This is a genomic window from Streptomyces sp. NPDC093089, assembly GCF_044754405.1.
In the GTDB taxonomy this organism is placed as follows: domain Bacteria; phylum Actinomycetota; class Actinomycetes; order Streptomycetales; family Streptomycetaceae; genus Streptomyces.
Window position 1 is genome coordinate 219,316 of the sequence record NZ_JBIVPA010000002.1, and the last position, 21,528, is coordinate 240,843.

Genomic DNA, 21,528 nt, shown 5'->3' on the forward strand with positions numbered 1-21,528 from the left:
GGCGCCTTCGCGGGGGGCCCGGTGTCGACGGGTCCGGGGCGGGCGGCGCAGGGGCTGCGTCGGGTACGGCGAAGGGGGCGGCGCGCAGCGCAGGGCTGCCGGGTACGGGCGCAGGGGGCGCGGGGCAGGGGCTGCCGGTACGGGCGCAGGGGGCGCGGCGCAGGGGGCGCGGGGCAGCGCAGGGCTGCCGGGTACGGGCGAAGGGGGCGCGGGGCAGGGGCTGCCGGGTACGGCGGAGGGACGGGGCGCGGTGAAAGGGGCGCCGCTCGGAGGCCCGGGCGCCGCTCGGGGCCCGGGCCTCGGGGGTGGTTAGCCGAGTGCCTGGCGGAGGTCCGCGAGGAGGTCGTCGACGTTCTCGATGCCGACGGACAGGCGGACGAGGTCGGCCGGGACCTCGAGGGCGGAGCCGGCGACGCTCGCGTGCGTCATGCGGCCCGGGTGCTCGATGAGGGACTCGACGCCGCCGAGGGACTCGCCGAGGGTGAAGAGCTCGGCACGGTTGCAGACCTCGACCGCCGCCTCCTCGCCGCCCTCCACGCGGAAGGAGATCATGCCGCCGAAGGAGCGCATCTGCTTGGCCGCGACCTCGTGGCCCGGGTGCTCCGGGAGGCCCGGGTAGAGGACCTGGGTGACCTTCGGGTGCTGGGTCAGCATCTCGACGATCTTCGCCGCGTTCTCGCTGTGGCGGTCCATGCGCACGGCGAGGGTCTTGATGCCGCGGAGCACGATCCACGAGTCGAAGGGCCCGGCGACCGCGCCCATCGCGTTCTGGTGGTACGCGAGCTCCTCGCCGAGGGCCTCGTCGGCCGTCACCAGGGCACCGCCGACGACGTCGGAGTGTCCGCCCATGTACTTGGTGAGCGAGTGCACGACGACGTCCGCGCCGAGCGCCAGCGGCTGCTGGAGGTACGGCGAGGCGAAGGTGTTGTCGACGACGAGCTTCACGCCGGCCTGGCGGGCGACGCCCGCGACGGCCTCGATGTCGGTGATGCCGAGGAGCGGGTTCGACGGGGTCTCGACCCAGATCAGCTTCGTGCGGTCGTTGACGGCGTCCCGCACCGACTCGACGTCGGAGGTGTTCGCCACCGAGAAGTCGACGCCCCAGCGCTGCACGACCTTGGCGAACAGCCGGAAGGTGCCGCCGTAGGCGTCGTTCGGGATGACGACGTGGTCGCCGGGCGCGAGGAGCGTGCGCAGCAGGCAGTCCTCGGCGGCCAGGCCCGAGGCGAAGGCCAGACCGCGCCGGCCGCCCTCCAGGGCCGCCAGGTTCTCCTCCAGCGCGGTGCGCGTCGGGTTGGCGCTGCGGCTGTACTCGTATCCGCCGCGCAGCCCGCCCACGCCGTCCTGCTTGTAGGTGGACACCTGGTAGATGGGCGGGACGACCGCGCCGGTCAGCGGGTCGGCGGTGTTGCCCGCGTGGATGGCGCGGGTCTCGAAGCTCTGATGGGTGTGCTGGTCGCTCATGGGTCAGGAGCGTAGTCCTGTGCACACCCCTGCGCCGCGATCGTCTCATCGGGTGTCCTGGACAATGGACACATGGAGATTCTCTGGTTCCTGATCGCGCTGGGGCTGCTGTTCGCCGTCCTCGGCCCCTACGTGCTGCGCCGCCGCGGCGGCGGCGGGATCACGGTGGTCGCGCCGGGGGCGCCGGACGCGGCGGACCCGGCGGCGTACGGGTTCATCCGGCAGGAGGACCAGGACGTCCGGCTCCCGGGCGCGGACGACGACCTGCTCGACGTGCTCCACGTCGTCCAGGCCACCCAGGACTGGCGGGCGGCGGCGCAGCTGCTCGCCGGCACCGACAAGGCGGGCGAGGTGCGCTGGCAGCGCGTCCAGGCCTTCGCGGGCGCCGCTTCCCTCGAACTCCAGGAGAAGCCGGGCGTCGGCGGCGCGTGGCTGCGGGCGTGGCGGGCCGACGCGCCGAAGGACCCGGGCGGCGCGGCCGTGCACGCCGAGTTCCTGGTGCAGCAGGCCTGGCGCTCCTCGTCGGCCGGGAGCGACGACTTCCGGATCATCCTCGAAGAGGCGCGGAAGGTGTGCGGCGAGGCCGCGCTGCTCGCGCCCGGCGACCCCGTGCCGTACATCGTGGAGCTGGCCGTGGCCCGCGGACTCGGTGACAGCCACGAGCAGTTCGACCAGGTGTGGGCGAAGGTCATCGACCGGGCGCCGGAGCACATGGGCGCGCACCTGGCGGCGCTGCACTACTGGTGCGAGAAGTGGCACGGCTCCCGCGAGGAGGCCGACCACTTCGCGACGACGGCCGCCGCCCGCGCCCCGCGCGGCTCGCTGCTCGCCGCGCTGCCACTCTTCGCGGTGCACGAGCACGTGCCCGACGTCGTCCTCGTCCAGGACTTCTTCCGTACGGCGGTCGTGGCCAAGGCGGTCGACGGCGCGCTGTACGCGGTCCACTCGGCCCGCCACGACGACCCGATGCTCGCGCACGTGCGCCACCTGCTCGTCTGGTTCCTGGTGCGGGGCGAGCGCTGGGCCGAGGCCATGCACCAGCTGGTCCGGGTCGACGGTCACGTGGGCGCGGTGCCGTGGACGCTGAGCGCGGACCCGGCGGAGATGTACACGCTCTTCCGGAACCTGGCGGTCGCGGGGTACGAGGCGAACGGCGGGAGCCCGGCGACGCTGCCGCGGTAGCCCTGTCGGCGGGGCCCACCTGCGGGAACGGTGTGGACGGTGGTCGGTGCGGTGGGTCATACTCCGGCCCACCGTCCATATGATCATCACGCCGTTCCCGTGGGGGGAATCAGCCCGATGGGCGCAACCCTGCGCGCGCTGCGCGCCCTCGTCCTGATCGCCGGCTTCCATCTGCTCGGCCTCGTCCTGCTCTGCGCGCTCGGCGCCGTGGACTGGGCCGCCTACCGGTGGGCGCCGGCCGGCTGGGCACTCAAGATCTATTTCGTCAGCTTCCTGCTCGCGGTGCCCGTCGTACGCGGCATGCTCCTGCTGCGGACGCCCCGCGACGAGGAGGTCGCCGGCACCCCCGTCACCGACGCCGACGAGCCCAGGCTCTGGGCGGCCGTGCGGGAACTCGCCGAGCGCGTCGGTACCCGCGGGCCCGACGAGATCAGGCTCACCGCCGACATGAACGCGGCCGTCACCGAGGAGGCCCGCCTCCTCGGCCTCATCGGCGGCACCCGCCGCCTCTACCTCGGCCTCCCCCTCGTCGCCGGCCTCTCCGACGCCCAGCTGCGGGCCGTGCTCGCCCACGAGCTCGGGCACTACGGGAACTCCGACACCCGGCTCACCGGGATCACCGAACGCTGCCGCGCCCACGTCGCCCGTACCGTCGACCGCTTCGAGGAGAAGTCCGGGCAGACGATCGCCAAGGAGCGCGCCCGCCAGGAGCGGAAGTCCGCCAAGCGGGTCGCCAAGGGCAAGTCCGCCCGCGAGGTCGACACCACCGGCGTCGGCTTCACCTACCGCGCGATGGCCCGGCTCTACACCGCCTACGGCCGCTTCTGCATGCGCGCCACCCAGAGCGGCTCCCGCCGCCAGGAGCTCGCCGCCGACCTCGGCGCCGCCCGGATCGCCGGCCGCGACGCGACCGCCTCGGCCCTCCGCGCGCTCCCCGTGCTCGACTCCGCGCACGAGTTCTACCTGAGCTCGTACGCGACGCTCGGCGTCGAGTTCGGGATGCTGCCGCCGCGCGGGGAGGTGTTCGGCGGGGTGCGCCGGCTCCTCGACGCCCGCGCCGAGGAACTGGCCGGGCTGCGGGAGGCGTTGCCCGACGAACCCGCCTCGCCGTACGACTCGCACCCGCCGACGGCCGAACGCGTCGCCGTCCTCGAAGCCCTGACCGACGACGGGCGCGGCGCCGAGGAGGCCCGCCCCGCGTTCGGCCTGTTCACCTCGCCCGAGGCGGTGCTGATAGACGTCGAGGAGGCCACCCTGGCCCCGAAGGCGCTGCTGATGCGCCGCCTCGACTGGCCCGACCTGGTCCACGAGGCGATGACCGCGCGGTACGTCCAGGACGCCGAACCGGTGCGCGAGGCGCTGGGACCGGCGGCCGCGGACGCCGAACCGGCCGCCCTCCTCCGCGACTTCCTCGACGCCGTCGACGCGGGCACCGCGTGGGACGTCGTCGGCCGGCTGCCGCGGTCCGACGAGGCCGCCGCCGCGACCGGCCGCGCCGCCCGCGAGTTCGCCCGCTCCTCCCTCCGGCGCGAACTCGCCCGCCTCACGACGGCCGTCCTCGCCGCCGACGGCCGCGCCCGCTGGCAGCTCTCCTGGTCGGACCCCGCCTCCCTGCACCTCCCCGACGGCTATGCCGCCGCGCTCCCCGCCGCCCTGGACGCGGCGATCACGGACCGGCCGGACACCGAACCCCTGCGCAAGCTGCTGGCGGGCTGACCACCGGGCCCGGGCCCGTACCCGTCGGCCGCCCCCGCCTTCGAACCTCGAACCTCGAACCTCGAACGAGACAACGTGATCATCCTGCTCTGGGTCGTCCTGACCCCCCTCGCCCTCGGCCTGCTCGCCCTCGGCCTCCTCCTCCTCAACGCCGTCGTCCGCGGCTACATCGAGGGCTCGCGCGCCGACCCCCACGCGGCCGGGGCGGCGGCCCCCGTCGCCGCGCTCGGCCTGCTCGACGCCGAACGACAGCACACCGAGCTGGCCGCCCCGCTGCCGCCCGCGGTCGCCGTCGCGCTCGCCGCCGCCCCGGCCGGTGACTGGGAGCCGGCCGCCGACCTGCTCGACGCGGCCGCGGCGGCCCGCGACTGGGAGCGCCGCACGTTCCTCTGCGAGCAGCTCGCGGACCTGGCCGCCGACGACGACACATGGCTGCGGGCCTGGGAGGAGTCACGGCCGGGCGACCCCGGCGCGGCGCTGGTACGGGCCCGCGGGACGGTCTTCCTGGCGTGGAAGGTGCGGGGCGCGAAGCGGGCGGCGGCCACCACCGAGGAGCAGTTCGAGGGCTTCCACCGCACGCTGACCCGGTCCCGCGAGGAGCACCTGCGAGCCGTGGCCCTCGCCCCGGTCGACGACCCCTCCCCCTATGTGGGCGAGATCTGGACGGCGATCGGCCTCGGGCTGCCGCACGACGAGATGCGACGGCTCTGGCGTGAGATCACCGACCGGGCCCCGCACCACTACGAGGCCACGTTCTCGGCGCTGCAGTACTGGTGCGGCAAGTGGTGCGGTTCGGCCGAGTCGGCGCGCGCCTTCGCCGTACGGGCCGCCGCCGGGGCGCCGCCCGGGAGCCTGATGACGGCCTTCCCGCTGATCGCCCACTACGAGCACGACGAGTCCGACTCGACGGACGTGGACCGCACCCCCGAGATGTTCGCCGCGGTCGACGCGGCCCTCGCCGACGTGGCCGCCGCCGACCCCGGCCATCCGCGCCTGGCGGAGGTACGGCACCTGCTCGCGTACTACCTGTACCTGCAGAACCGGTGGGACGAGGCGCTGGAGCAGTTCCGCCTGCTGGACGGGTACGTCGGTGCGGTGCCCTGGCGGTACAAGGGGGACCCGGCGGCGGAGTTCTGCCGGATGCGCGACGAGTCCGCGCGGTACGCCACGCCCGGCGCCCGGGAGGCCTCGTGAACACGGACATCGCACGCGTCGTCGTCCTGATCGCCGTCGGCGCCATCTGTTTCTCCGTCTACCGGCACCACGCCTCCGGCCCCACCCCGCCCTACACGCCGCCGCCCGGGTTCCTGCCCCCGCCCCGGCAGAACACCACGTTCGCCGGCCCCGACCCCGCGCTGCACCCGGCCATGGCCATCGCGTCCCGCGGCGGGTGGGAACCGGCCGCGCGGCTGCTCGCCGCCACCCGCGAGAAGCGGGACTGGGCGCTCCGCGGCGCGTACGTCGGGGCCTTCGCCACGGTCGCCGTGCGGCCCGACGGCGGCGAGGCGGCCTTCCTCACCGCCTGGGAGCAGGCCCTCGGACCGGACGACCCCGACCTCGCCGCCGTCCGCGCCGCAGCGGTGGTCGAGCTGGCCTGGAAGCTGCGCGGCTCGGCCTGGGCCGAGGACACCAGCCAGGAGCAGTTCCGCGACTTCCACGGCGTGCTCGCCGTCTCCCACGGGGTGATCGCGCACGCCGTGGAGCTGGCTCCGGAGGACCCGACGCCGCTCCTCGCCGACGTGTCGGCGGGAATCGGGCGCGGCCGTTCGCACGAGGAGATGCGGGCCCTGTGGGCGCGGATCACCGCGCTCGACCCGTACCACTGCGGGGCGCACCTCCGCGCCCTCCAGTACTGGTGCGCCAAGTGGCACGGCTCCGAGGAGCTGGCGACGTCCTTCGCCCGGGAGGCCGCGGCAGCGGCCCCGGCGGGGTCGCTGCTCACGATGCTGCCGCTGCTCGCCTGGCTCGAGCACCAGCCCGACATCGGCAAGCCGTCGCGGTACCGCACGCCCGAGGTGACCGCCCTCGTCGACGCCGCCCTCGCGGACGTCGCCGCCGCCCACCCCGACCACCCCTGCCTCCCCCGCGCCCGCCACCTCCTGGCGTTCTTCCTCACCCAGCAGGCCCGGTACCCGGAGGCCGCGGTCGAGTTCCGCCGTGTCGACGGCCATGTGGGCGCCCCGCCCTGGGTGTACTTCGACGACCCGGCGGCGGTGTACTGCCACTGGCGTGACAGGGCGGTACGGGGCGGCCGACGGCGCTGACGGAGGCGTACGGGACAGGGCGCGGCGAACACGGACGGAGGCGCACCGGACAGGCCGGCCGAACGCGGACGGAGGCGTGCGGGCCGGTCACCGGGCGCCGGTCGCGGGCCGGGAGGGAATCCCTCCTCGGTCCGCAGCGTTGTGTCCTCTGCCGACCGTCGAGGAGAGATGCAGCATGTTCCTGTCCCGCACCCCCGTCCTCCCCACCCCCGAGCAGGCCCTCCGCGGCCGTCCCGAGCCGGAGTTCTCCGTCCCGGAGCGCCACACCGTCCTCGGCAACGCGCTCCTCGGCCCGTACCCGGAGGGCCTGGAGGTCGCGGACTTCGCCCTGGGCTGCTTCTGGGGCGCCGAGCGCAAGTTCTGGCAGACCGAGGGCGTCTGGACGACGCTCGTCGGCTACCAGGGCGGCCACACGCCGAACCCGGTGTACGAGGAGGTCTGTTCCGGCCTCACCGGCCACACCGAGGTCGTCCGCGTCGTCTTCGACCCCGCGAAGGTCTCGTACGAGAGCCTCCTCAAGCTCTTCTGGGAGTCCCACGACCCCACCCAGGGCTTCCGCCAGGGCAACGACGTGGGCACCCAGTACCGCTCCGCGGTCTACACCCACTCCCCCTCCCAGGCCGAGCAGGCCGCCGCCTCCCGCGACGCCTACCAGCGCGTCCTCACCGGCTCCGGCTACGGCGACATCACCACCCACGTCCTCCCCGCCGACGACACCCGTCCCTTCTACCCCGCCGAGGCCTACCACCAGCAGTACCTCGACAAGAACCCGGCCGGTTACTGCGGCATCGGCGGCACGGGCGTCTCCTGCCCGATCGGGGTGGCGAAGGCCGAGTAGCCCCGGACCCGTCCCCTCAGGACCGGCCGGCGCCGCAGGTTGCCGTCGCGCGCCAGCGGCGGCGGCCGGTCGTGTCCGGGAAGAGCCAGCCGCAGTCGTCGCTGGGGCAGGCGCGGAGGGTGAGGGTGCGGTAGGTGCGCAGCCCGTCGGAGCCCGGCACGGCGGGGGTGCGGTGCCGGCCCGCGTAGGTGTCGCAGAACTCCAGGGCAGGGTGGCCGCCGGTGGACCAGGGGAGCCATTCCTCGCGGACGCGGACCGCGTAGAGCGGGGCCGGGGTGCGGTCGAGCCGGGGGTCGGCGTTCAGGATGCGTTCGTGGAGCGTGGTGAGCGCCGGGCCGGGTTCGGTGACGAGGTGGTCGCGGGTGGCACGGTGGAGTTCCAGGGCCTCGGTCTGCCGGCCGGCCCGGTAGAGGGCGGTCATGTGGGCGGCCACCAGCCTTTCGCGGCCGGGGTGTTCGCCGGTGAACGGGGCGAGGTCGGCGAGGACCCGGTCGTGGAGGCCCATGGCAGCTGGGCCTCGGCACGCTGTTCCAGCGCGGTCAGGCGCAGTTCGACCAGCCGGCCGCCGAGCCGGTCGGTGGCGACGGGGCGGCCCGCCTCCAGGAGGAGGACCGCTAGCAGGCACCGCTCCTGGCGACGGCTGCCGAGCCGCACGCAGCGCCCTTCGTGGCGGGCCTCGAAGGCACCGAGCAGGGTGAAGTCCATGGTGCCGGTCACCTTAGGGGGTGTCCGGAGCGGTGCCCTGGGGCGTGGTCAGGATCCGGTCAGGGGGCGGGGGGAGGGTGACGCCCGTTCACGTTCCCGCTCACCGAGGAGTTCTCTTGAAGCGACGGATTCTCGTGCCCCTGGCGGCCGTCTGCGCCGTGCTGGCCGTCACGGCCCCCGCCGGCGCCGACACCGGTGCCGGCGCCGCAGGCGCAGGCGCAGGCGCAGGCACAGGCGCAGGCACAGGCGCAGGCACAGGCACAGGCGCAGGCACAGGCACAGGCGCAGGCACAGGCACCCCGAACGACGGCTGGGAGCCGGCGCCCTCCCCTTCCTGGTCCCATCCGGCCGGGGCGCGCTGCGACTTCGCCATCCAGGGTTCGCCCGTGGTCGACGAGGCCGTGCGGCGCACCCTCGCCACGTACGAGGACGGGACGAAGGTCGTCGAGCACAAGGGCGATCTGGTGGTCCGGGTCGTCAACTCCGCGAACGGCGCCTCGTACGACGCCGACGCGAGCGGCCGGGCGGTGGTCGAGATCCGTCCGGACCGCTCCCAGTCCTGGTACGTGGTCGGGCCGATCCTCGCGGGCTTCGGCGAGGGCGGCGGGAACGTGCCGCGCGGCCTGTACACCGTCGACGGCGCCTACACCCTCACGGTCTCCCCCACCGGGTACAGGACGCTCACCCGGCTGCACGGTTCGACCGAATCCCTCTGCGGGAAGGTGGGCTGACGGTCGCCGGACCGGGCGCCGTACGGACCCGCGCGGCCGGACGCGCGGGTGGCCCCCTCCCGGAGACGGGAGGGGGCCACGGGCCCGTGTGTTCGGGTCAGGCCTCCGAGCCGGCCTTCCACTCCGCCCAGCTCATGTTCCAGCCGTTGAGGCCGTTGTCGGGCTTGATCGTCTTGTCGTCGGAGTTCTTGACGATCACGACGTCGCCGACGATCGAGTGGTCGAAGAGCCACGCGGCCATCTGGTTGGGGTCGTTGGCGCCCTTGACGTCGGCGAGGCCGATGCAGCCGTGGCTGGTGTTCACGGAGCCGAAGATCGACCGCGCGCCCCAGTAGTTGCCGTGGATGAAGGTGCCGGAGGTGGACAGGCGCATGGCGTGCGGCACGTCCTTGATGTCGTACTCGCCCTTGCCGTCGGAGTCGGTGAAGCCGACGGTGGCGCCGTTCATCCGGGTCTCCTTGAACTTCTCGGAGATCACCATCTGGCCGTTGTAGGTGGTGTTCTCCGGGGAGCCGGCGGAGATCGGGATGGTCTTGATCGTCTTGCCGTCCTGGGTGACCGTCATGGTCTTGGTGGCGACGTCGACGGTCGAGACCTGGTTGCGGCCGATCCTGAAGGTGACGGTCTTCTGCTGGACGCCGAAGACGCCGTCGGCGCCCTCGACGCCGTCGAGGTCCAGCTTCAGCGTGACGGTCGAGCCCTCGGTCCAGTACTGGTCGGGGCGGAAGTCGAGGCGCGTCGAGTTGAACCAGTGTCCGACGACCTCCTGGCCGGAGCTGGAGGAGACGCTGATGCCGCCCTGGACGGCCTTCTTGTCGGTGATCGCCTTGTTGAAGTTGATCGAGACGGGCATGCCGACGCCGACGGTCGAGCCGTCCTCGGGGGTGAAGTTCCCGATGAAGCTGTTGGCCTGCGAGACCGTGGTGAAGGAGGCGTTCTCGTGGGCCTCCAGGCCGGCCGCGTCGGTGGCGGTGGCGGCGATCTTGTAGACCGTGGCGCGCTTGAGCGGGCCGGAGGGCTTCCAGCTGAGCCCGTCGGCCGCTATGTCGCCCTCGACGGCGGTGCCCTCGGCGGAGGTCATGGTGACCTGCGTGAGCTTGCCCTCGGCGACGGTGACCTTGGCGTCGTTGTTGATGGAGGCGTTCTGCGCGCCGTTCTTCGGCGAGATGGTGATCTGCGCCTTGGAGGTCTTCTGCGCGGCCGCCTCGTCGACCTGGGCCTGTGACGGTGGCGTGGAGGATCCGGAGGCGCTGCCGTCCTTGTCGCCGCTGCACGCCGAGAGCACCAGCACGCCGCCGAGCACGGCGGCCGCTGCGGCCAGGCTCTTGCGGCGCTTGCCGTCCGTCATCACACGCTTCTCCATCGTCGCCGATTCCCTGCCGGATCTTGCTTCATCTACTTGAATACCCATGACACCCCGTCCGGTTCCGGAACCGAGCGGTTTGTGGGGAACACCACTGATCGACACGCACGTGCGGAGCGTCCGGTTCCCGTCTGCTCCGAACCGTCCGGTCCACACCTGCTCCGGACCGTCCCGGTTCACACCCGCCCCGGGCCGTCCGGGAACCGTGCACGGGAAAGGCCCCGGGACACCGTCCCAGGGCCTTCGGTCAGGGCGTCCACCGGCGGCGCTGCGGCCGGTGCCCGCCCCTACGACCGGTCGTCGTCTTCCTCGTCCCCATCTTCCTCGCCGAGGTCCCACTCCAGTGCATCGGGGTCGTACTCGATCTCCTCGGTGCTCCAGGAGGCCTGGACCATCTCGATGCCGGGGACGTCGCGGATGAGGTCGAAGGGCTCGACGAGGTGGGCGAGGGCCTCGGCGCTGTCCTCGGCCGCGGCGGCGCGGGCCTGCGCCCGCTCCTCCTCGGGCATGAACTCGTCGCCGTCGATCCGGGCCTTCGCGGCGTCGACCAGATCGGCCGGTCCGTCGATCTCCAGGACCACATCGACGCGAAGGCGTACATAGCGTGCTGTGTCAGAAGTGCTCATGGGTCGGAGCGTAGGGGCCCGGGGGGCCTCGGCTTTCCTGCGACCCGCTGTGTTCATTAGCATCGGCGCACCGACCAATTCACGGTTTCCGCAAGGGGGATCGAAATTTCCGTGTCCGCCGCCCGACGCCCACTGCTGACCGCCACCGCCGCGGGGACGCTGCTGTGCGCCCTGTGGTTCGTGCCGTCCGCGAACGCCACCGACGAGCAGGGCGGGGTCCGGGTCGGGGTGAGTCAGGACGGCCCCGTCGCCGACGGGCACCTGGCGGAGACCGGCCGGCTGGACACCACTCCGTACGTCCTGGGCGGTACGGGCTTCCTGGGGGTCGGCGCGGGCTTCGTGGCGCTGGCGATGCGGCGGCGCGGCCGGGCCTCCTGAGCTCCTCCCGCCACGGGCGAGGGCCCGCTCCCGGAAGTCCCGGGGGCGGGCCCTCGACGCGTGACGGCGGGCGTCGCGCGGACGGTCGCTACGCCAGCGGGCCGGTGACCGGCTCGACGGCGGCGACCAGCCGGCCCTCGCGGACGAAGGCGTCGGCGGCGGCCAGGTCGGGGGCGAGGAAGCGGTCCGGGCCGGGGCCCTCGACGCCGGCGGCGCGCAGCGCGTCGATGGCGGCCTGCGAGGCGGGCGCCGGGGTGAGGCCCGCGCGGAGCTCGATGCCGCGGGTGGCGGCGTACATCTCGACGGCGATGATCCGGTTGAGGTTGCCGATCGCGGTGCGCAGCTTGCGGGCGGCGGACCAGCCCATGGAGACGTGGTCCTCCTGCATGGCGGAGGACGGGATGGAGTCGGCGGAGGCCGGGACGGCGAGCCGCTTCATCTCGCTGACCAGGGCGGCCTGCGTGTACTGGGCGATCATCAGGCCCGAGTCGACGCCGGCGTCGTCCGCGAGGAACGGCGGCAGGCCGTGCGAGCGGTTCTTGTCGAGGAGCCGGTCGGTGCGGCGCTCGGCGATGGAGCCGAGGTCGGCGGCGGCGATGGCGAGGAAGTCGAGGACGTACGCGACCGGGGCGCCGTGGAAGTTGCCGTTGGAGCGGACCTGGCCGTCGGGCAGGACCACCGGGTTGTCGACGGCGGCGGCGAGCTCGCGCTCGGCGACGAGCAGGGCGTGGGCCATGGTGTCGCGGCCGGCGCCGGCGACCTGCGGGGCGCAGCGCACGGAGTAGGCGTCCTGGACGCGGGGGGCTTCGCCGGCCTGGGCGTGGCCGGTGAGGCCGGAGCCCTTGAGGACGGCGAGCATGTTGGCGGCGGAGGCGGCCTGGCCGGGGTGCGGGCGGATCGCGTGCAGCTCGGGTTCGAGGACCTTCTCGGTGCCGAGGAGGGCTTCGAGGGAGAGCGCGGCGGTGATGTCGGCCGACTTGTAGAGGGTGTCGAGGTCGGCGAGGGCCATGACCAGCATGCCGAGCATGCCGTCGGTGCCGTTGAGGAGGGCGAGGCCCTCCTTCTCCTTGAGTTCGACGGGCGCGATGCCGGCGGCGGCGAGGAGCTCGCCGGCGGGCTTGACGACGCCGTCGGGGCCTTCGGCGTCGCCTTCGCCCATCAGGGCCAGGGCGCAGTGGGAGAGCGGGGCGAGGTCGCCGGAGCAGCCGAGGGAGCCGTATTCGTGCACGACCGGGGTGATGCCGGCGTTGAGGACGTCGGCCATGGTCTGGGCGACCTCGGGGCGGACGCCGGTGTGGCCGGAGGCCACGGTCTTCAGGCGCAGGAACATCAGCGCGCGGACGACCTCGCGCTCGACGCGCGGGCCCATGCCGGCGGCGTGCGAGCGGACGATGTTGCGCTGGAGCTGGGCACGGAGCTCGTGGCTGATGTGCCGGGTGGCGAGGGCGCCGAATCCGGTCGAGACCCCGTAGACGGGCTCGGGCTTGGCGGCGAGGGCGTCCACGATCTCCCGGGCGGCGGCCAGCGCGGCCACCGCGTCGGTCGACAGCTCGACGCGGGCGCCGTGGCGGGCGACGTCGATGACGTCCTGCGGGGTCGTGCCGGACGTGCCGAGGACGACGACTGTCTGCATATCCATATTCAGCACCCTACGGATTGAAGACCGACATGTCACTAGGGGAATGTGTCACTGTCCCGACACGGCCGGGACCCTTACCGGTCAGTCGGCCCGCGGCGGTGTCTCCGGCCGGGCCCCCGACGGGGGTTCCAGCGTGGGCGCGTCGCGGAAGCGGCGGCGGTCGCGGGCGCCGGGCGGGGCGTCGGCGAGGCGGATGACGGTGCCGTCGCGGCCGGCGACGACGGGCTTGGCGGAGCGGTCGGCCTTGGCCTGGTACTGGGCGGCGTCGGCGAGCCGGAAGAGGCGGCGGGCGGACTTGAGGGGGCCGATGGGGTCGCCGGTGGAGGCCACGCCGCAGGCGACGCCCTCGCCCAGTTCCAGTTCGGCCGCGCGCACGCAGAGCTCCTCGGCGACGGCCACGACCTCGTCCGCCGTGGGGCCGACCGCGAGGAGGCAGAACTCGTCGCCGCCCAGCCGGGCCGCGAGGGCGCCGGGGAGCCGGGCGCCGCAGCGGGAGAGGACGGAGCCGAAGCGTTCGAGGAGGCGGTCGCCGACGGCGTGGCCGTGGGTGTCGTTGACGCGCTTGAGGCCGTTGAGGTCGCAGACCACGAGACTGACGACGGAGCCGTCCACCCGGTAGCGCTCGATGGCCTCGTCGAGGCGGGTGTCGACGGCCCGCCGGTTGGCGAGCCCGGTGAGCGGGTCGGTGAAGGCCAGCTTGCGCACCTCCTCCAGGCGCTCGGCCTGGGCGATGCCGGCCGCGACGACCGACGCGAGGACGGTCGCGAAGTCGGCGTCCGCCCGGGTGAAAGGTTTCACCTCCGGTGGGCGCGCCACGTACAGCTCGCCCCAGGCCCGCCCGTGCAGCACGATCGGGGCCACCACGCAGCAGCCCCTCCCCCGCCTGCGGAGGCCGAGGACGCGGCCGGTGGGGACCCGGTCGGCGGCGGTCTCCACCCAGGAGTCCGGCTCGCCGCCGCCCGCCCACTGGTCGTGCAGGAACTCGGTGATCTCGGGGAACTGGTGCACGGGATACGTCTCCGAGTCCGGGAACTCCTCCTCGCCCACGGCCCGCGCCCCCGCGTTCACGAGGACCTTCAGCCGGCCGTGGTCCCGCTGCCAGACGGACAGGGCCGCGAACGTGCCGTCGAGCCCCTCGCAGGCCCCGAGCGCCGCCGCCCGCCAGAACTCTCGCGGAGTGTGCGCCGCCGCCATCCCCTGCGCCAGCGCCACTACGGCCCGCAGCCGTACATCCTCTCCCATTCCTCCAGCTTAGGGAGGTTTGACCCGTTTTCACCTTCGAGACGTCACCGTACGTGACATCCGGGGAAAATCGGCGGGACGCGAACGGCCTACTCGCCCGGCCAGTTCGGCTTGCGCTTCTCGTTGAAGGCCGCGACGCCCTCCGCCCGGTCGCCCGAGAAGGCCACCGAACGCCACGCCGCGTCCTCGACCTCCAGGCCCGCGCGCAGGTCCAGGCCCTGACCGAGCCGCATCGCCTTCTTCGCGGCGCGCAGCCCGACCGGCGAGTTGGCCGCGATCCGGCCCGCCAGCTCCAGGGCCGCCGTCCGCGCGTCCTCCTCCAGGACGTCGACGAGGCCCAGCTCGCGGGCCTCCGCCGCCTCCACCCGGCGGGCCGTGAAGACCAGCTCGGCGGCGCGCGCCGCACCCACCCGGCGCGGGAGCAGCTGCGTACCGCCGCCGCCCGGGATGACGCCCACGGAGACCTCGGGGAGGCCGACCACGGCGGTCGCGTCGGCCACGATCACGTCGCAGGCGAGTGCCAGCTCGAAGCCGCCGCCGAGGGCGAAGCCGTGCACGGCCGCGACGGTCGGCATCGGCAGCTCCAGGACGCCGGTGTAGGCGGCGCGGGCGGTCGGCCGCTGGCGGACCAGCTCGGCGTCGGTGAAGGAGTTGCGCTCCTTGAGGTCGGCGCCGACGCAGAACGCCCGGTCGTTCGACGAGGTCAGCACGGTGACGCGGACCGTCGGGTCGGCGGCGAGCGCCTCGCAGGCGGCGCCGAGGGAGCGGGCCATCTCGGAGGAGACGGCGTTCATCGCCTTGGGCCGGTCGAGGACGAGCTCGGCGACGTGCCCGCTCCCGTCCTTCCGGACCACCACGAACTCACCAAAACGCTGCTCGGACATGACCGCACACCCTCCCGACCAAGACCCGCCCGTTAACGGCTGTTAACCGGCGTTCACCGGGGAGATCCTAAGTCGGGCGGCGGGTCAGGAGCCAGGGCTCGATGACGCCGAGGCCACGGACCGGGCGCTGCCACATCGGCTGGAGGGCGAAGCGGTAGCGGGCGGCCTCGCGGCCCTCCTTCTCGGCGCGGGCCGCCTCCTCGGCGGCCTCCGTCTCGGAGACGGGGGCCTCGCGGGTCCTGGAGAGTTCCTCGGCGAACGCGCCGTCGACGAGGACGGCGTCCTTCGGCGCTATCGAGGTGAGGCGGCTGGCGAGGTTCACGGTGGTGCCGAAGACGTCGCCCATCCGGGTCGTGACGGTGCCGAAGGCGATGCCGACCCGGAGCGCGGGCATCGTCTCGTCGTGGCTGAGGGTCTCGATGAGGCGCAGCGCGATCTCGGCGGCCGTGCCGGCGTCGTCGGCGGCGTACAGCACCTCGTCGCCGAGGGTCTTGATGAGCCGGCCGCCGTGCGCGGCGACGAGGTCGGCGCAGGTCGTCTCGAAGGCCTCGACGAGCTCGCCGAGCTCCTCCTCCTCCAGCCGGCGGGTGAGCCGGGTGAAGCCGACGAGGTCCGCGAAGCCGACCGCGAGCCGCCGGTCGACCATCTCCTCGTCGTCGGCGGCCTGCACGACCCGGCCGGTGGCGGCGGCGAGCTGCCTGCGCCACACGTAGATCAGGAACTCCTCCAGCTCGGGCAGGAGCAGCTCGACCAGCGGGTACGTGACCTCCGTGCGGGTCATGCCGGGCTCGGGCGGCTCGGTGAGGCCCTCCAGGAAGGAATCGATCTGCCATTCGGCCAACCGGGCGGTCGTCTGCCCGGTGGAGCGGGCGACCTGCACGGCCATGGGCTCGCTGAGCAGTCCGGCCTCGACGAGGCCGGCGAGGCGGCGCAGGGCCAGCACGTCGGCCTCGGTGAGCGCCTTGGCCTGGCCGATGTCGGCGAAGCCCATGGCGCGCCAGAAGCGGGAGGCGAGCTCCATGGAGACGCCGGCGGTGCGGGCGGCCTGGAACGGCGTGTAGCGGCGGTCGGCGCCGAGGATGAGCTGTTCCAGGCGGATGGCGAGGGGGTCGTCACTCGGCTCCGCCGTGTGGTCGACCTCGTGGTGAGGCGTGGGGTACGTGGGAGGCTCGGGCGCGCCGCCCTCGTTCTCGTCGTCGACGGTCACCGGCCGCCTCCTGCCCGTTCCCTGCCCACTTGCCCTGCCGATCTGTCGCCTGGATCGCGGTCCACGATACGACAGGTGTGCGCTGGCTCACGCCGGAACGCCCACCCGGTGGTACGGGCGGCCCTCCGGGTGTACCGCCCCCGGAGGGCGCGGCGCGCGTCCGGGGGTGCGCCCGCCCTCCCCCGGACTCCGCCCGGTGCCCCCGCGAGGGGGCCCGGGGGTCAGGCCGGCGCGCGGAGGTGGACGATGTCGCCGGCGCCCACCGCTTCGGTGCCGCCGCCCTCGGTGGCGACGACGAGCCGCCCGTCGCCGTCGAGGGCGACGGCCTCGCCCTCCAGCATGCGTTCGCCGGGGAGGTCGGCGCGGACGCGGCGGCCGAGGGTGGCGCAGCCCGCCGCGTAGGCGGCCTGGAGGCCGGACGCGGCGGGGTCGCCGTCGGCCCGCACCCAGTCGCCGTACCACTGGCCGAGGGAGCGCAGGACGGCCCTCAGGAGGGTGTCGCGGTCCGTGGAGGCGGCCCCGGCGAGGAGGAGGGAGCCGGCGGCGGGGACGGGGAGTTCGTCCGCGCGGAGGGTGACGTTGATGCCGAGGCCGACGACGATGCCGTCCTCGCCGGCCCGCTCGGCGAGGATGCCGCCGGTCTTGCGTTCCTCGCCCTCGACGGAAACCAGCAGGTCGTTGGGCCACTTGAGGGACATGTCGACGCCGGCGGCCTTCGCGAGGCCGGTCGCGGCGGCCACGCCGGTGAGCAGCGGGAGCCAGCCCCAGCGGTGGACCGGCACCGCGGGCTTGAGGAGGACGGAGAGGAAGAGTCCGGAGCGGGCGGGCGCCGTCCAGCTGCGGTCGAGGCGGCCGCGGCCCGAGGTCTGCTCCTCGGCGACGAGGACCGCCCCTTCGGGCAGTTCGTCGGCGCGTGCGGCGAGGTCGCTGTTGGTGGAGCCGGTGGTGGCGACCACGTCGAGCGAGGTCCACGGGCCGTCGGTCGTCACGAGCGCTCGGCGCAGTGCGGGGGCGTTCAGCGGGGGCCGGTCGAGGTCGGACCAGGGTCCGCCGGAGCCTTGGGAGGACGTCATGCAAGCCAGAGTAGGTGTGGCAAAGACCGCAGTGCCGAACCGTATCGGCGTCGATACGCTACGGGTCAGTAGGCCAGCAGTAGCCCATTCGTAGTCAACGAACCCCCCGTGACCAGGCAGGGAGCCGCATCCCGATGTCCGAGCCGGCAGAGCAGTACGAGATCGACATTCACACGACCGCAGGCAAGATCGCGGACCTCAAGCGCCGTATCGACGAGGCCACTCACGCCGGCTCGGAGCGTGCGGTGGAGAAGCAGCACGCGAAGGGCAAGCTGACCGCGCGCGAGCGGATCGCCCTGCTGCTCGACGAAGGGTCGTTCGTCGAGCTCGACGAGCTGGCCCGGCACCGGTCGACCAACTTCGGCCTGGAGAAGAACCGCCCGTACGGCGACGGTGTCGTCACCGGCTACGGCACGGTCGACGGGCGTCCCGTCGCCGTCTTCTCGCAGGACTTCACCGTCTTCGGCGGCGCGCTCGGCGAGACGTACGGCCAGAAGATCATCAAGGTGATGGACTTCGCGCTGAAGACCGGCTGCCCGGTCGTCGGCATCAACGACTCCGGCGGCGCCCGCATCCAGGAGGGCGTGAGCGCGCTCGGCATGTACGGCGAGATCTTCCGCCGCAACACCCACGCGTCCGGCGTGATCCCGCAGATCTCGCTGGTCGTCGGCCCGTGCGCGGGCGGCGCGGTGTACTCCCCCGCGATCACCGACTTCACCGTGATGGTGGACCAGACCTCCCACATGTTCATCACGGGTCCCGACGTCATCAAGACGGTGACCGGCGAGGACGTGGGCTTCGAGGAGCTGGGCGGCGCCCGGACGCACAACTCGACCTCGGGCGTGGCGCACCACATGTCGGGGGACGAGAAGGACGCGATCGAGTACGTGAAGTCGCTCCTGTCGTACCTTCCGTCGAACAACCTCTCCGAGCCGCCGGCCTTCCCTGAGGTCGCGGAGACCGAGGTGACGGACGAGGACCGCGAGCTCGACACGCTGATCCCTGACTCGGCGAACCAGCCGTACGACATGCACAAGGTCATCGAGCACGTCCTGGACGACGGCGAGTTCCTGGAGACGCAGGCGCTGTTCGCGCCGAACATCGTCACGGGCTTCGGCCGCGTCGAGGGCTTCCCGGTCGGCGTGGTCGCCAACCAGCCGATGCAGTTCGCGGGTTGCCTGGACATCAACGCGTCCGAGAAGGCCGCGCGGTTCGTGCGCACCTGCGACGCGTTCAACATCCCGGTCCTGACCTTCGTGGACGTCCCCGGCTTCCTGCCGGGCGTGGACCAGGAGTACGGCGGCATCATCCGGCGCGGCGCGAAGCTGATCTACGCGTACGCCGAGGCGACCGTCCCGCTGATCACCGTCATCACCCGGAAGGCCTTCGGCGGCGCGTACGACGTCATGGGCTCCAAGCACCTGGGCGCGGACCTGAACCTGGCGTGGCCGACGGCGCAGATCGCGGTCATGGGCGCGCAGGGCGCCGTCAACATCCTGCACCGCCGCACCATCGCCGAGGCGGAGGACCAGGAGTCGGAGCGGGCGCGGCTGATGCAGGAGTACGAGGACGCCCTGCTGAACCCGTACATCGCGGCCGAGCGCGGTTACATCGACGGGGTGATCCTGCCGTCCGACACGCGCCCGCAGATCGTGAAGGGGCTGCGTCAGCTGCGGACGAAGCGGGAATCCCTTCCTCCGAAGAAGCACGGCAACATCCCGCTGTAGGCCCCGTACGAGCGTTGAAGGAGCCGTTGTGATCAAGGTCGTACGAGGAAACCCGACGCCCGAGGAGCTGGCCGCCGCACTGGCGGTCGTTCAAGCCCGGGCCGCGGCCACGGCGGCGGCGTCCGCCGAGGGCGCCGGCCCGGCGGTGCCGGAGGGCTGGTCGGACCCCTCCCGCATCGCGCGGACGGTACGGCACCGGCCGGGCCCGCGGGCCTGGGCCCGGTCGTACTGGCCCGTCTAGGGCACGCCTGACCGACCACCGACGAGAGGCCGGACCCCGTGTGCGGGGGGTCCGGCCTCTCGCGTGCTCACGCCCGGCGTCACGTACGGCGGAGGAAGAGGCCGGTCAGGACGGCTCCGGCGGCGACGATCGCGGCGTTGACGAGGACCGCGAGGCCGATGCCGTCGGGGAGGACGGGGGCCGTGACGACGACGGCGCTCATGATCGGCGTGCCCATGGTGATGCCGATCTGCTGGGTCATCGTCGCGAGCCCGGTCGCCGCGCCCTGCTCGCCGTCGGGGATGCCGGAGGTGGCGGTGACCATGAAGCCGACGATCGCGAGCATGTTGCCGACGCCGCCGGCGAAGGTCGCGGCGAGCAGCAGCCACAGGCCGCCCCGGTCGTCGCCGAGCCCGTACAGGGAGAGGGTGGCGGCGGCCTGGAGGAGTCCGCCGGAGACGAGGGCGCCGCGGGCGCCGAAGCGGCCGATGAACCGGGAGGCGGTCACCCCGCCGAGGACCGTGCCGGCGCCGAGGACGCCGAAGGAGAGCCCGGCGGCCAGCGGCGAGAAGCCCAGGACGTCCTGGAGGTGGAGCGTCATCAGGAAGACCAGGGAGGTCTCGGTGACGAAGGCGACGAGCCCGGCGAGGTTGCCCCAGACGACCGTGCGGCGCTTCAGGACGTGGAGCGGTACGAGGGGCGAGGCGGCCCGGCGCTCGACGAGGCCGAAGGCGGCGAGGAGGACGGCTCCGGCGGCCAGGGCGAGGAGCGCGGCGGGGTCGGCCCAGCCGTGCTCGCCGGCGGCGGTCAGGCCGTAGACGAGGGCGAGGAGCCCGCCGGTGACGGTGATCGCACCGGGCACGTCGAGGCGGGGGCGGACGGCCGGGCGGCTCTCCGCGAGGACGGCGGGGGCGACGAGGAGGACGGCGAGGGCGACCGGCACGTTGACGAGGAAGGCCCAGCGCCAGGAGAGCAGGTCGGTGAGGACGCCGCCGAGGATCGCGCCGGTGGTGAAGCCCGCGGACATCAGGGCGCCGTTGAGGCCGAGCGCCCTGGCGCGCAGCGGGCCCTCGGGGAAGGACGCGGTGAGCAGGGCGAGCCCGGCGGGGGTCACGGCGGCGGTGGCGAGGCCCTGGGCGACACGGGCGGCCATGAGCGTCTCGGGGCCGGTGGCGAGGCCGCCGGCGAGCGAGGAGAGGCCGAGGAGGGCCATGCCGCCGAGGAAGAGCCGCCGGCGGCCGATCAGGTCGGCGACGCGCCCGAAGAGGAGGGTGAATCCGGCGGCGGCGAGGGCGAAGGCGGTGGCGATCCACTGGAGGCCGCCGAGGGTGAAGCCGAGTCCCTGGCCGATGACGGGCAGGGCGACGTTCAGGATCGAGAAGTCGACGGCCAGCATGAACTGGGCGAGGAGCAGGACGACGAGGACGAGCCGCATCCGGCCGGTCATGCGGGCGGCGGCGGGTCCCGTGGCGGGTTCGGTGGGCGCGGGAAGATCCAGGGCAACCATGCGTACGACCCCTTAATGGGAGGCTGGTTCCGTTAAGATGTCCCGTACCGTAGCAGAGTCGATGGCGCTAATGGAACTGGAGACCCATTTGAATGAGAGCCGACCGGCCACGCCCGGCACCCTGCGCCCCGGCGGCCGCACCGCCAAGGTCCGGAGGGCCGTCCTCGACGCCACCCTGGACGCCCTCGCCGACACCGGCTTCCACGCCCTGAACATGGACCGGATCGCCGCGAGCGCCGGCGTCGGCAAGACCACCGTCTACCGCCGCTGGACCTCCCCCACCGGCCTGGTCGGCGACCTCCTGCACGACATGGCGGAGCAGTCCCTGCCCGCCGCCGACACCGGCACCCTCGCCGGCGACCTCCGGGCCAACGCCGAACTCGTCCGGGCCACCCTCACCGACCTCCGGATGGGCGCCGTCTTCCGTGCCGTCATCGCCGCGGCGGCCTGCGACGAGGAGTGCGCCCGCGCCCTCGCCGGCTTCTACCGGACCCGGCTCGCCGAATGGACCCCGGCCGTCGCCAAGGGCGCGGCCCGCGGCGAGGTCCCGGCCGGGACCGACCCCGTCGAACTGCTCCGGGCCGTCTCCGCGCCGCTCTACTACCGCTTCGCGGTCACCCACGAGGAACTCACCGCGGACGTGGCCGAACGGGCCGCGACGGCGGCGCTCGCGGCCGCCCGCGCCGGTGCCTACGTCCGCGAATAGTCCTTCGGCACGGGGGCGCCTGAGTATCCGTACTCAGGCGCCCGGAGAGCCCCGCC

21 protein-coding genes are annotated in these 21,528 nt (G+C 73.6%); 10 read left to right on the forward strand and 11 right to left on the reverse strand.

What is annotated here, in order from left to right; translation table 11 throughout:
• Window positions 1–309: 309 nt before the first annotated feature.
• Entirely contained in the window at window positions 310–1,464 is a 1,155-nt protein-coding gene (locus ACIQFX_RS04565) for a cystathionine gamma-synthase (protein WP_402458894.1), read from the reverse strand.
• Between the two features lie 72 nt (window positions 1,465–1,536).
• On the opposite strand from ACIQFX_RS04565, the gene ACIQFX_RS04570 reads away from it, so the two are divergent.
• The 5 genes from ACIQFX_RS04570 to msrA all read left to right on the forward strand — a co-directional run bounded on the left by ACIQFX_RS04570 (window position 1,537) and on the right by msrA (window position 7,464).
• Complete coding sequence (locus ACIQFX_RS04570; protein ID WP_402458896.1) at window positions 1,537–2,646, forward strand: hypothetical protein; 1,110 nt, start codon at window positions 1,537–1,539, stop codon at window positions 2,644–2,646.
• 117 nt (window positions 2,647–2,763) lie between these two features.
• Window positions 2,764–4,362, forward strand: a complete 1,599-nt coding sequence (locus ACIQFX_RS04575; protein ID WP_402458898.1) for a M48 family metallopeptidase — start codon at window positions 2,764–2,766, stop codon at window positions 4,360–4,362.
• A 75-nt stretch (window positions 4,363–4,437) separates the two neighbouring features.
• Window positions 4,438–5,556, forward strand: coding sequence for a hypothetical protein (locus tag ACIQFX_RS04580; protein ID WP_402458900.1), 1,119 nt, complete (start codon window positions 4,438–4,440; stop codon window positions 5,554–5,556).
• Window positions 5,553–6,626 carry a hypothetical protein gene (locus ACIQFX_RS04585; protein ID WP_402458902.1) on the forward strand — a complete coding sequence of 358 codons (1,074 nt, stop codon included), beginning with the start codon at window positions 5,553–5,555 and terminating at the stop codon, window positions 6,624–6,626. Before ACIQFX_RS04580 ends, ACIQFX_RS04585 begins: the two co-directional genes overlap by 4 nt.
• A gap of 175 nt (window positions 6,627–6,801) precedes the next feature.
• Window positions 6,802–7,464 (forward strand): peptide-methionine (S)-S-oxide reductase MsrA, encoded by a 663-nt coding sequence (gene msrA, locus ACIQFX_RS04590; RefSeq protein WP_402458903.1) that lies wholly within the window; start codon window positions 6,802–6,804, stop codon window positions 7,462–7,464.
• 16 nt (window positions 7,465–7,480) lie between these two features.
• On the opposite strand, the gene ACIQFX_RS04595 is transcribed toward msrA, so the two are convergent.
• Together ACIQFX_RS04595 and ACIQFX_RS04600 are read right to left on the reverse strand one after the other, a co-directional pair.
• Entirely contained in the window at window positions 7,481–7,969 is a 489-nt protein-coding gene (locus ACIQFX_RS04595; RefSeq protein ID WP_402458905.1) for a BTAD domain-containing putative transcriptional regulator, read from the reverse strand.
• Complete coding sequence (locus ACIQFX_RS04600) at window positions 7,882–8,169, reverse strand: hypothetical protein (protein WP_402458907.1); 288 nt, start codon at window positions 8,167–8,169, stop codon at window positions 7,882–7,884. The genes ACIQFX_RS04595 and ACIQFX_RS04600 overlap by 88 nt, the downstream gene beginning before the upstream one ends.
• Before the next feature lie 386 nt (window positions 8,170–8,555).
• Between ACIQFX_RS04600 and ACIQFX_RS04605 the strand changes: the two genes are divergently transcribed.
• On the forward strand, window positions 8,556–8,900 hold the full coding sequence (locus ACIQFX_RS04605; protein WP_402458909.1) for a hypothetical protein: 345 nt from the start codon (window positions 8,556–8,558) through the stop codon (window positions 8,898–8,900).
• A 97-nt stretch (window positions 8,901–8,997) separates the two neighbouring features.
• On the opposite strand, the gene ACIQFX_RS04610 is transcribed toward ACIQFX_RS04605, so the two are convergent.
• Window positions 8,998–10,263, reverse strand: a complete 1,266-nt coding sequence (locus tag ACIQFX_RS04610; protein WP_402458910.1) for an Ig-like domain-containing protein — start codon at window positions 10,261–10,263, stop codon at window positions 8,998–9,000.
• A 287-nt stretch (window positions 10,264–10,550) separates the two neighbouring features.
• The gene (locus ACIQFX_RS04615) at window positions 10,551–10,889 is read right to left on the reverse strand and encodes a hypothetical protein (RefSeq protein WP_402458912.1); all 339 of its coding nucleotides are present in this window, start codon (window positions 10,887–10,889) and stop codon (window positions 10,551–10,553) included.
• Window positions 10,890–11,000: 111 nt separating this feature from the next.
• Between ACIQFX_RS04615 and ACIQFX_RS04620 the strand changes: the two genes are divergently transcribed.
• Complete coding sequence (locus tag ACIQFX_RS04620; protein WP_402458913.1) at window positions 11,001–11,267, forward strand: hypothetical protein; 267 nt, start codon at window positions 11,001–11,003, stop codon at window positions 11,265–11,267.
• An 88-nt stretch (window positions 11,268–11,355) separates the two neighbouring features.
• Here ACIQFX_RS04620 and hutH read toward each other — a convergent pair whose 3' ends face one another.
• The 5 genes from hutH to ACIQFX_RS04645 form a co-directional block, all read right to left on the reverse strand.
• Entirely contained in the window at window positions 11,356–12,900 is a 1,545-nt protein-coding gene (hutH, locus tag ACIQFX_RS04625; protein ID WP_402459568.1) for a histidine ammonia-lyase, read from the reverse strand.
• 87 nt (window positions 12,901–12,987) lie between these two features.
• Window positions 12,988–14,148 carry a diguanylate cyclase domain-containing protein gene (locus tag ACIQFX_RS04630; RefSeq protein WP_402458914.1) on the reverse strand — a complete coding sequence of 387 codons (1,161 nt, stop codon included), beginning with the start codon at window positions 14,146–14,148 and terminating at the stop codon, window positions 12,988–12,990.
• 89 nt (window positions 14,149–14,237) lie between these two features.
• Window positions 14,238–15,032, reverse strand: coding sequence for an enoyl-CoA hydratase/isomerase family protein (locus tag ACIQFX_RS04635; RefSeq protein ID WP_402458916.1), 795 nt, complete (start codon window positions 15,030–15,032; stop codon window positions 14,238–14,240).
• Between the two features lie 67 nt (window positions 15,033–15,099).
• On the reverse strand, window positions 15,100–16,239 hold the full coding sequence (locus ACIQFX_RS04640; protein ID WP_402458917.1) for an adenylate/guanylate cyclase domain-containing protein: 1,140 nt from the start codon (window positions 16,237–16,239) through the stop codon (window positions 15,100–15,102).
• A gap of 221 nt (window positions 16,240–16,460) precedes the next feature.
• Window positions 16,461–17,312 carry a biotin--[acetyl-CoA-carboxylase] ligase gene (locus ACIQFX_RS04645; protein ID WP_402458919.1) on the reverse strand — a complete coding sequence of 284 codons (852 nt, stop codon included), beginning with the start codon at window positions 17,310–17,312 and terminating at the stop codon, window positions 16,461–16,463.
• A 134-nt stretch (window positions 17,313–17,446) separates the two neighbouring features.
• Here ACIQFX_RS04645 and ACIQFX_RS04650 point away from each other — a divergent pair, with 134 nt between their 5' ends.
• Window positions 17,447–19,039, forward strand: coding sequence for an acyl-CoA carboxylase subunit beta (locus tag ACIQFX_RS04650; protein ID WP_402458921.1), 1,593 nt, complete (start codon window positions 17,447–17,449; stop codon window positions 19,037–19,039).
• A gap of 28 nt (window positions 19,040–19,067) precedes the next feature.
• Window positions 19,068–19,280, forward strand: coding sequence for an acyl-CoA carboxylase epsilon subunit (locus ACIQFX_RS04655; RefSeq protein ID WP_367821525.1), 213 nt, complete (start codon window positions 19,068–19,070; stop codon window positions 19,278–19,280).
• A gap of 79 nt (window positions 19,281–19,359) precedes the next feature.
• Here ACIQFX_RS04655 and ACIQFX_RS04660 read toward each other — a convergent pair whose 3' ends face one another.
• Window positions 19,360–20,766, reverse strand: coding sequence for an MFS transporter (locus ACIQFX_RS04660; RefSeq protein ID WP_402458923.1), 1,407 nt, complete (start codon window positions 20,764–20,766; stop codon window positions 19,360–19,362).
• Window positions 20,767–20,803: 37 nt separating this feature from the next.
• Between ACIQFX_RS04660 and ACIQFX_RS04665 the strand changes: the two genes are divergently transcribed.
• Window positions 20,804–21,472, forward strand: a complete 669-nt coding sequence (locus ACIQFX_RS04665; protein ID WP_402458925.1) for a TetR/AcrR family transcriptional regulator — start codon at window positions 20,804–20,806, stop codon at window positions 21,470–21,472.
• Window positions 21,473–21,528: the final 56 nt, after the last annotated feature.

Bases quoted from the DNA above. Each gene is read 5' to 3' on its own strand.
- ACIQFX_RS04565 (WP_402458894.1), bottom strand. From the start codon at position 1,464: ATGAGCGACCAGCACACCCATCAGAGCTTCGAGACCCGCGCCATCCAC.
- ACIQFX_RS04570 (WP_402458896.1), top strand. From the start codon at position 1,537: ATGGAGATTCTCTGGTTCCTGATCGCGCTGGGGCTGCTGTTCGCCGTC.
- ACIQFX_RS04575 (WP_402458898.1), top strand. From the start codon at position 2,764: ATGGGCGCAACCCTGCGCGCGCTGCGCGCCCTCGTCCTGATCGCCGGC.
- msrA (WP_402458903.1), top strand. From the start codon at position 6,802: ATGTTCCTGTCCCGCACCCCCGTCCTCCCCACCCCCGAGCAGGCCCTC.
- ACIQFX_RS04595 (WP_402458905.1), bottom strand. From the start codon at position 7,969: ATGGGCCTCCACGACCGGGTCCTCGCCGACCTCGCCCCGTTCACCGGC.
- ACIQFX_RS04600 (WP_402458907.1), bottom strand. From the start codon at position 8,169: ATGGACTTCACCCTGCTCGGTGCCTTCGAGGCCCGCCACGAAGGGCGC.
- ACIQFX_RS04610 (WP_402458910.1), bottom strand. From the start codon at position 10,263: ATGGAGAAGCGTGTGATGACGGACGGCAAGCGCCGCAAGAGCCTGGCC.
- ACIQFX_RS04615 (WP_402458912.1), bottom strand. From the start codon at position 10,889: ATGAGCACTTCTGACACAGCACGCTATGTACGCCTTCGCGTCGATGTG.
- hutH (WP_402459568.1), bottom strand. From the start codon at position 12,900: ATGCAGACAGTCGTCGTCCTCGGCACGTCCGGCACGACCCCGCAGGAC.
- ACIQFX_RS04630 (WP_402458914.1), bottom strand. From the start codon at position 14,148: ATGGGAGAGGATGTACGGCTGCGGGCCGTAGTGGCGCTGGCGCAGGGG.
- ACIQFX_RS04635 (WP_402458916.1), bottom strand. From the start codon at position 15,032: ATGTCCGAGCAGCGTTTTGGTGAGTTCGTGGTGGTCCGGAAGGACGGG.
- ACIQFX_RS04645 (WP_402458919.1), bottom strand. From the start codon at position 17,312: ATGACGTCCTCCCAAGGCTCCGGCGGACCCTGGTCCGACCTCGACCGG.
- ACIQFX_RS04650 (WP_402458921.1), top strand. From the start codon at position 17,447: ATGTCCGAGCCGGCAGAGCAGTACGAGATCGACATTCACACGACCGCA.
- ACIQFX_RS04660 (WP_402458923.1), bottom strand. From the start codon at position 20,766: ATGGTTGCCCTGGATCTTCCCGCGCCCACCGAACCCGCCACGGGACCC.
- ACIQFX_RS04665 (WP_402458925.1), top strand. From the start codon at position 20,804: ATGTCCCGTACCGTAGCAGAGTCGATGGCGCTAATGGAACTGGAGACC.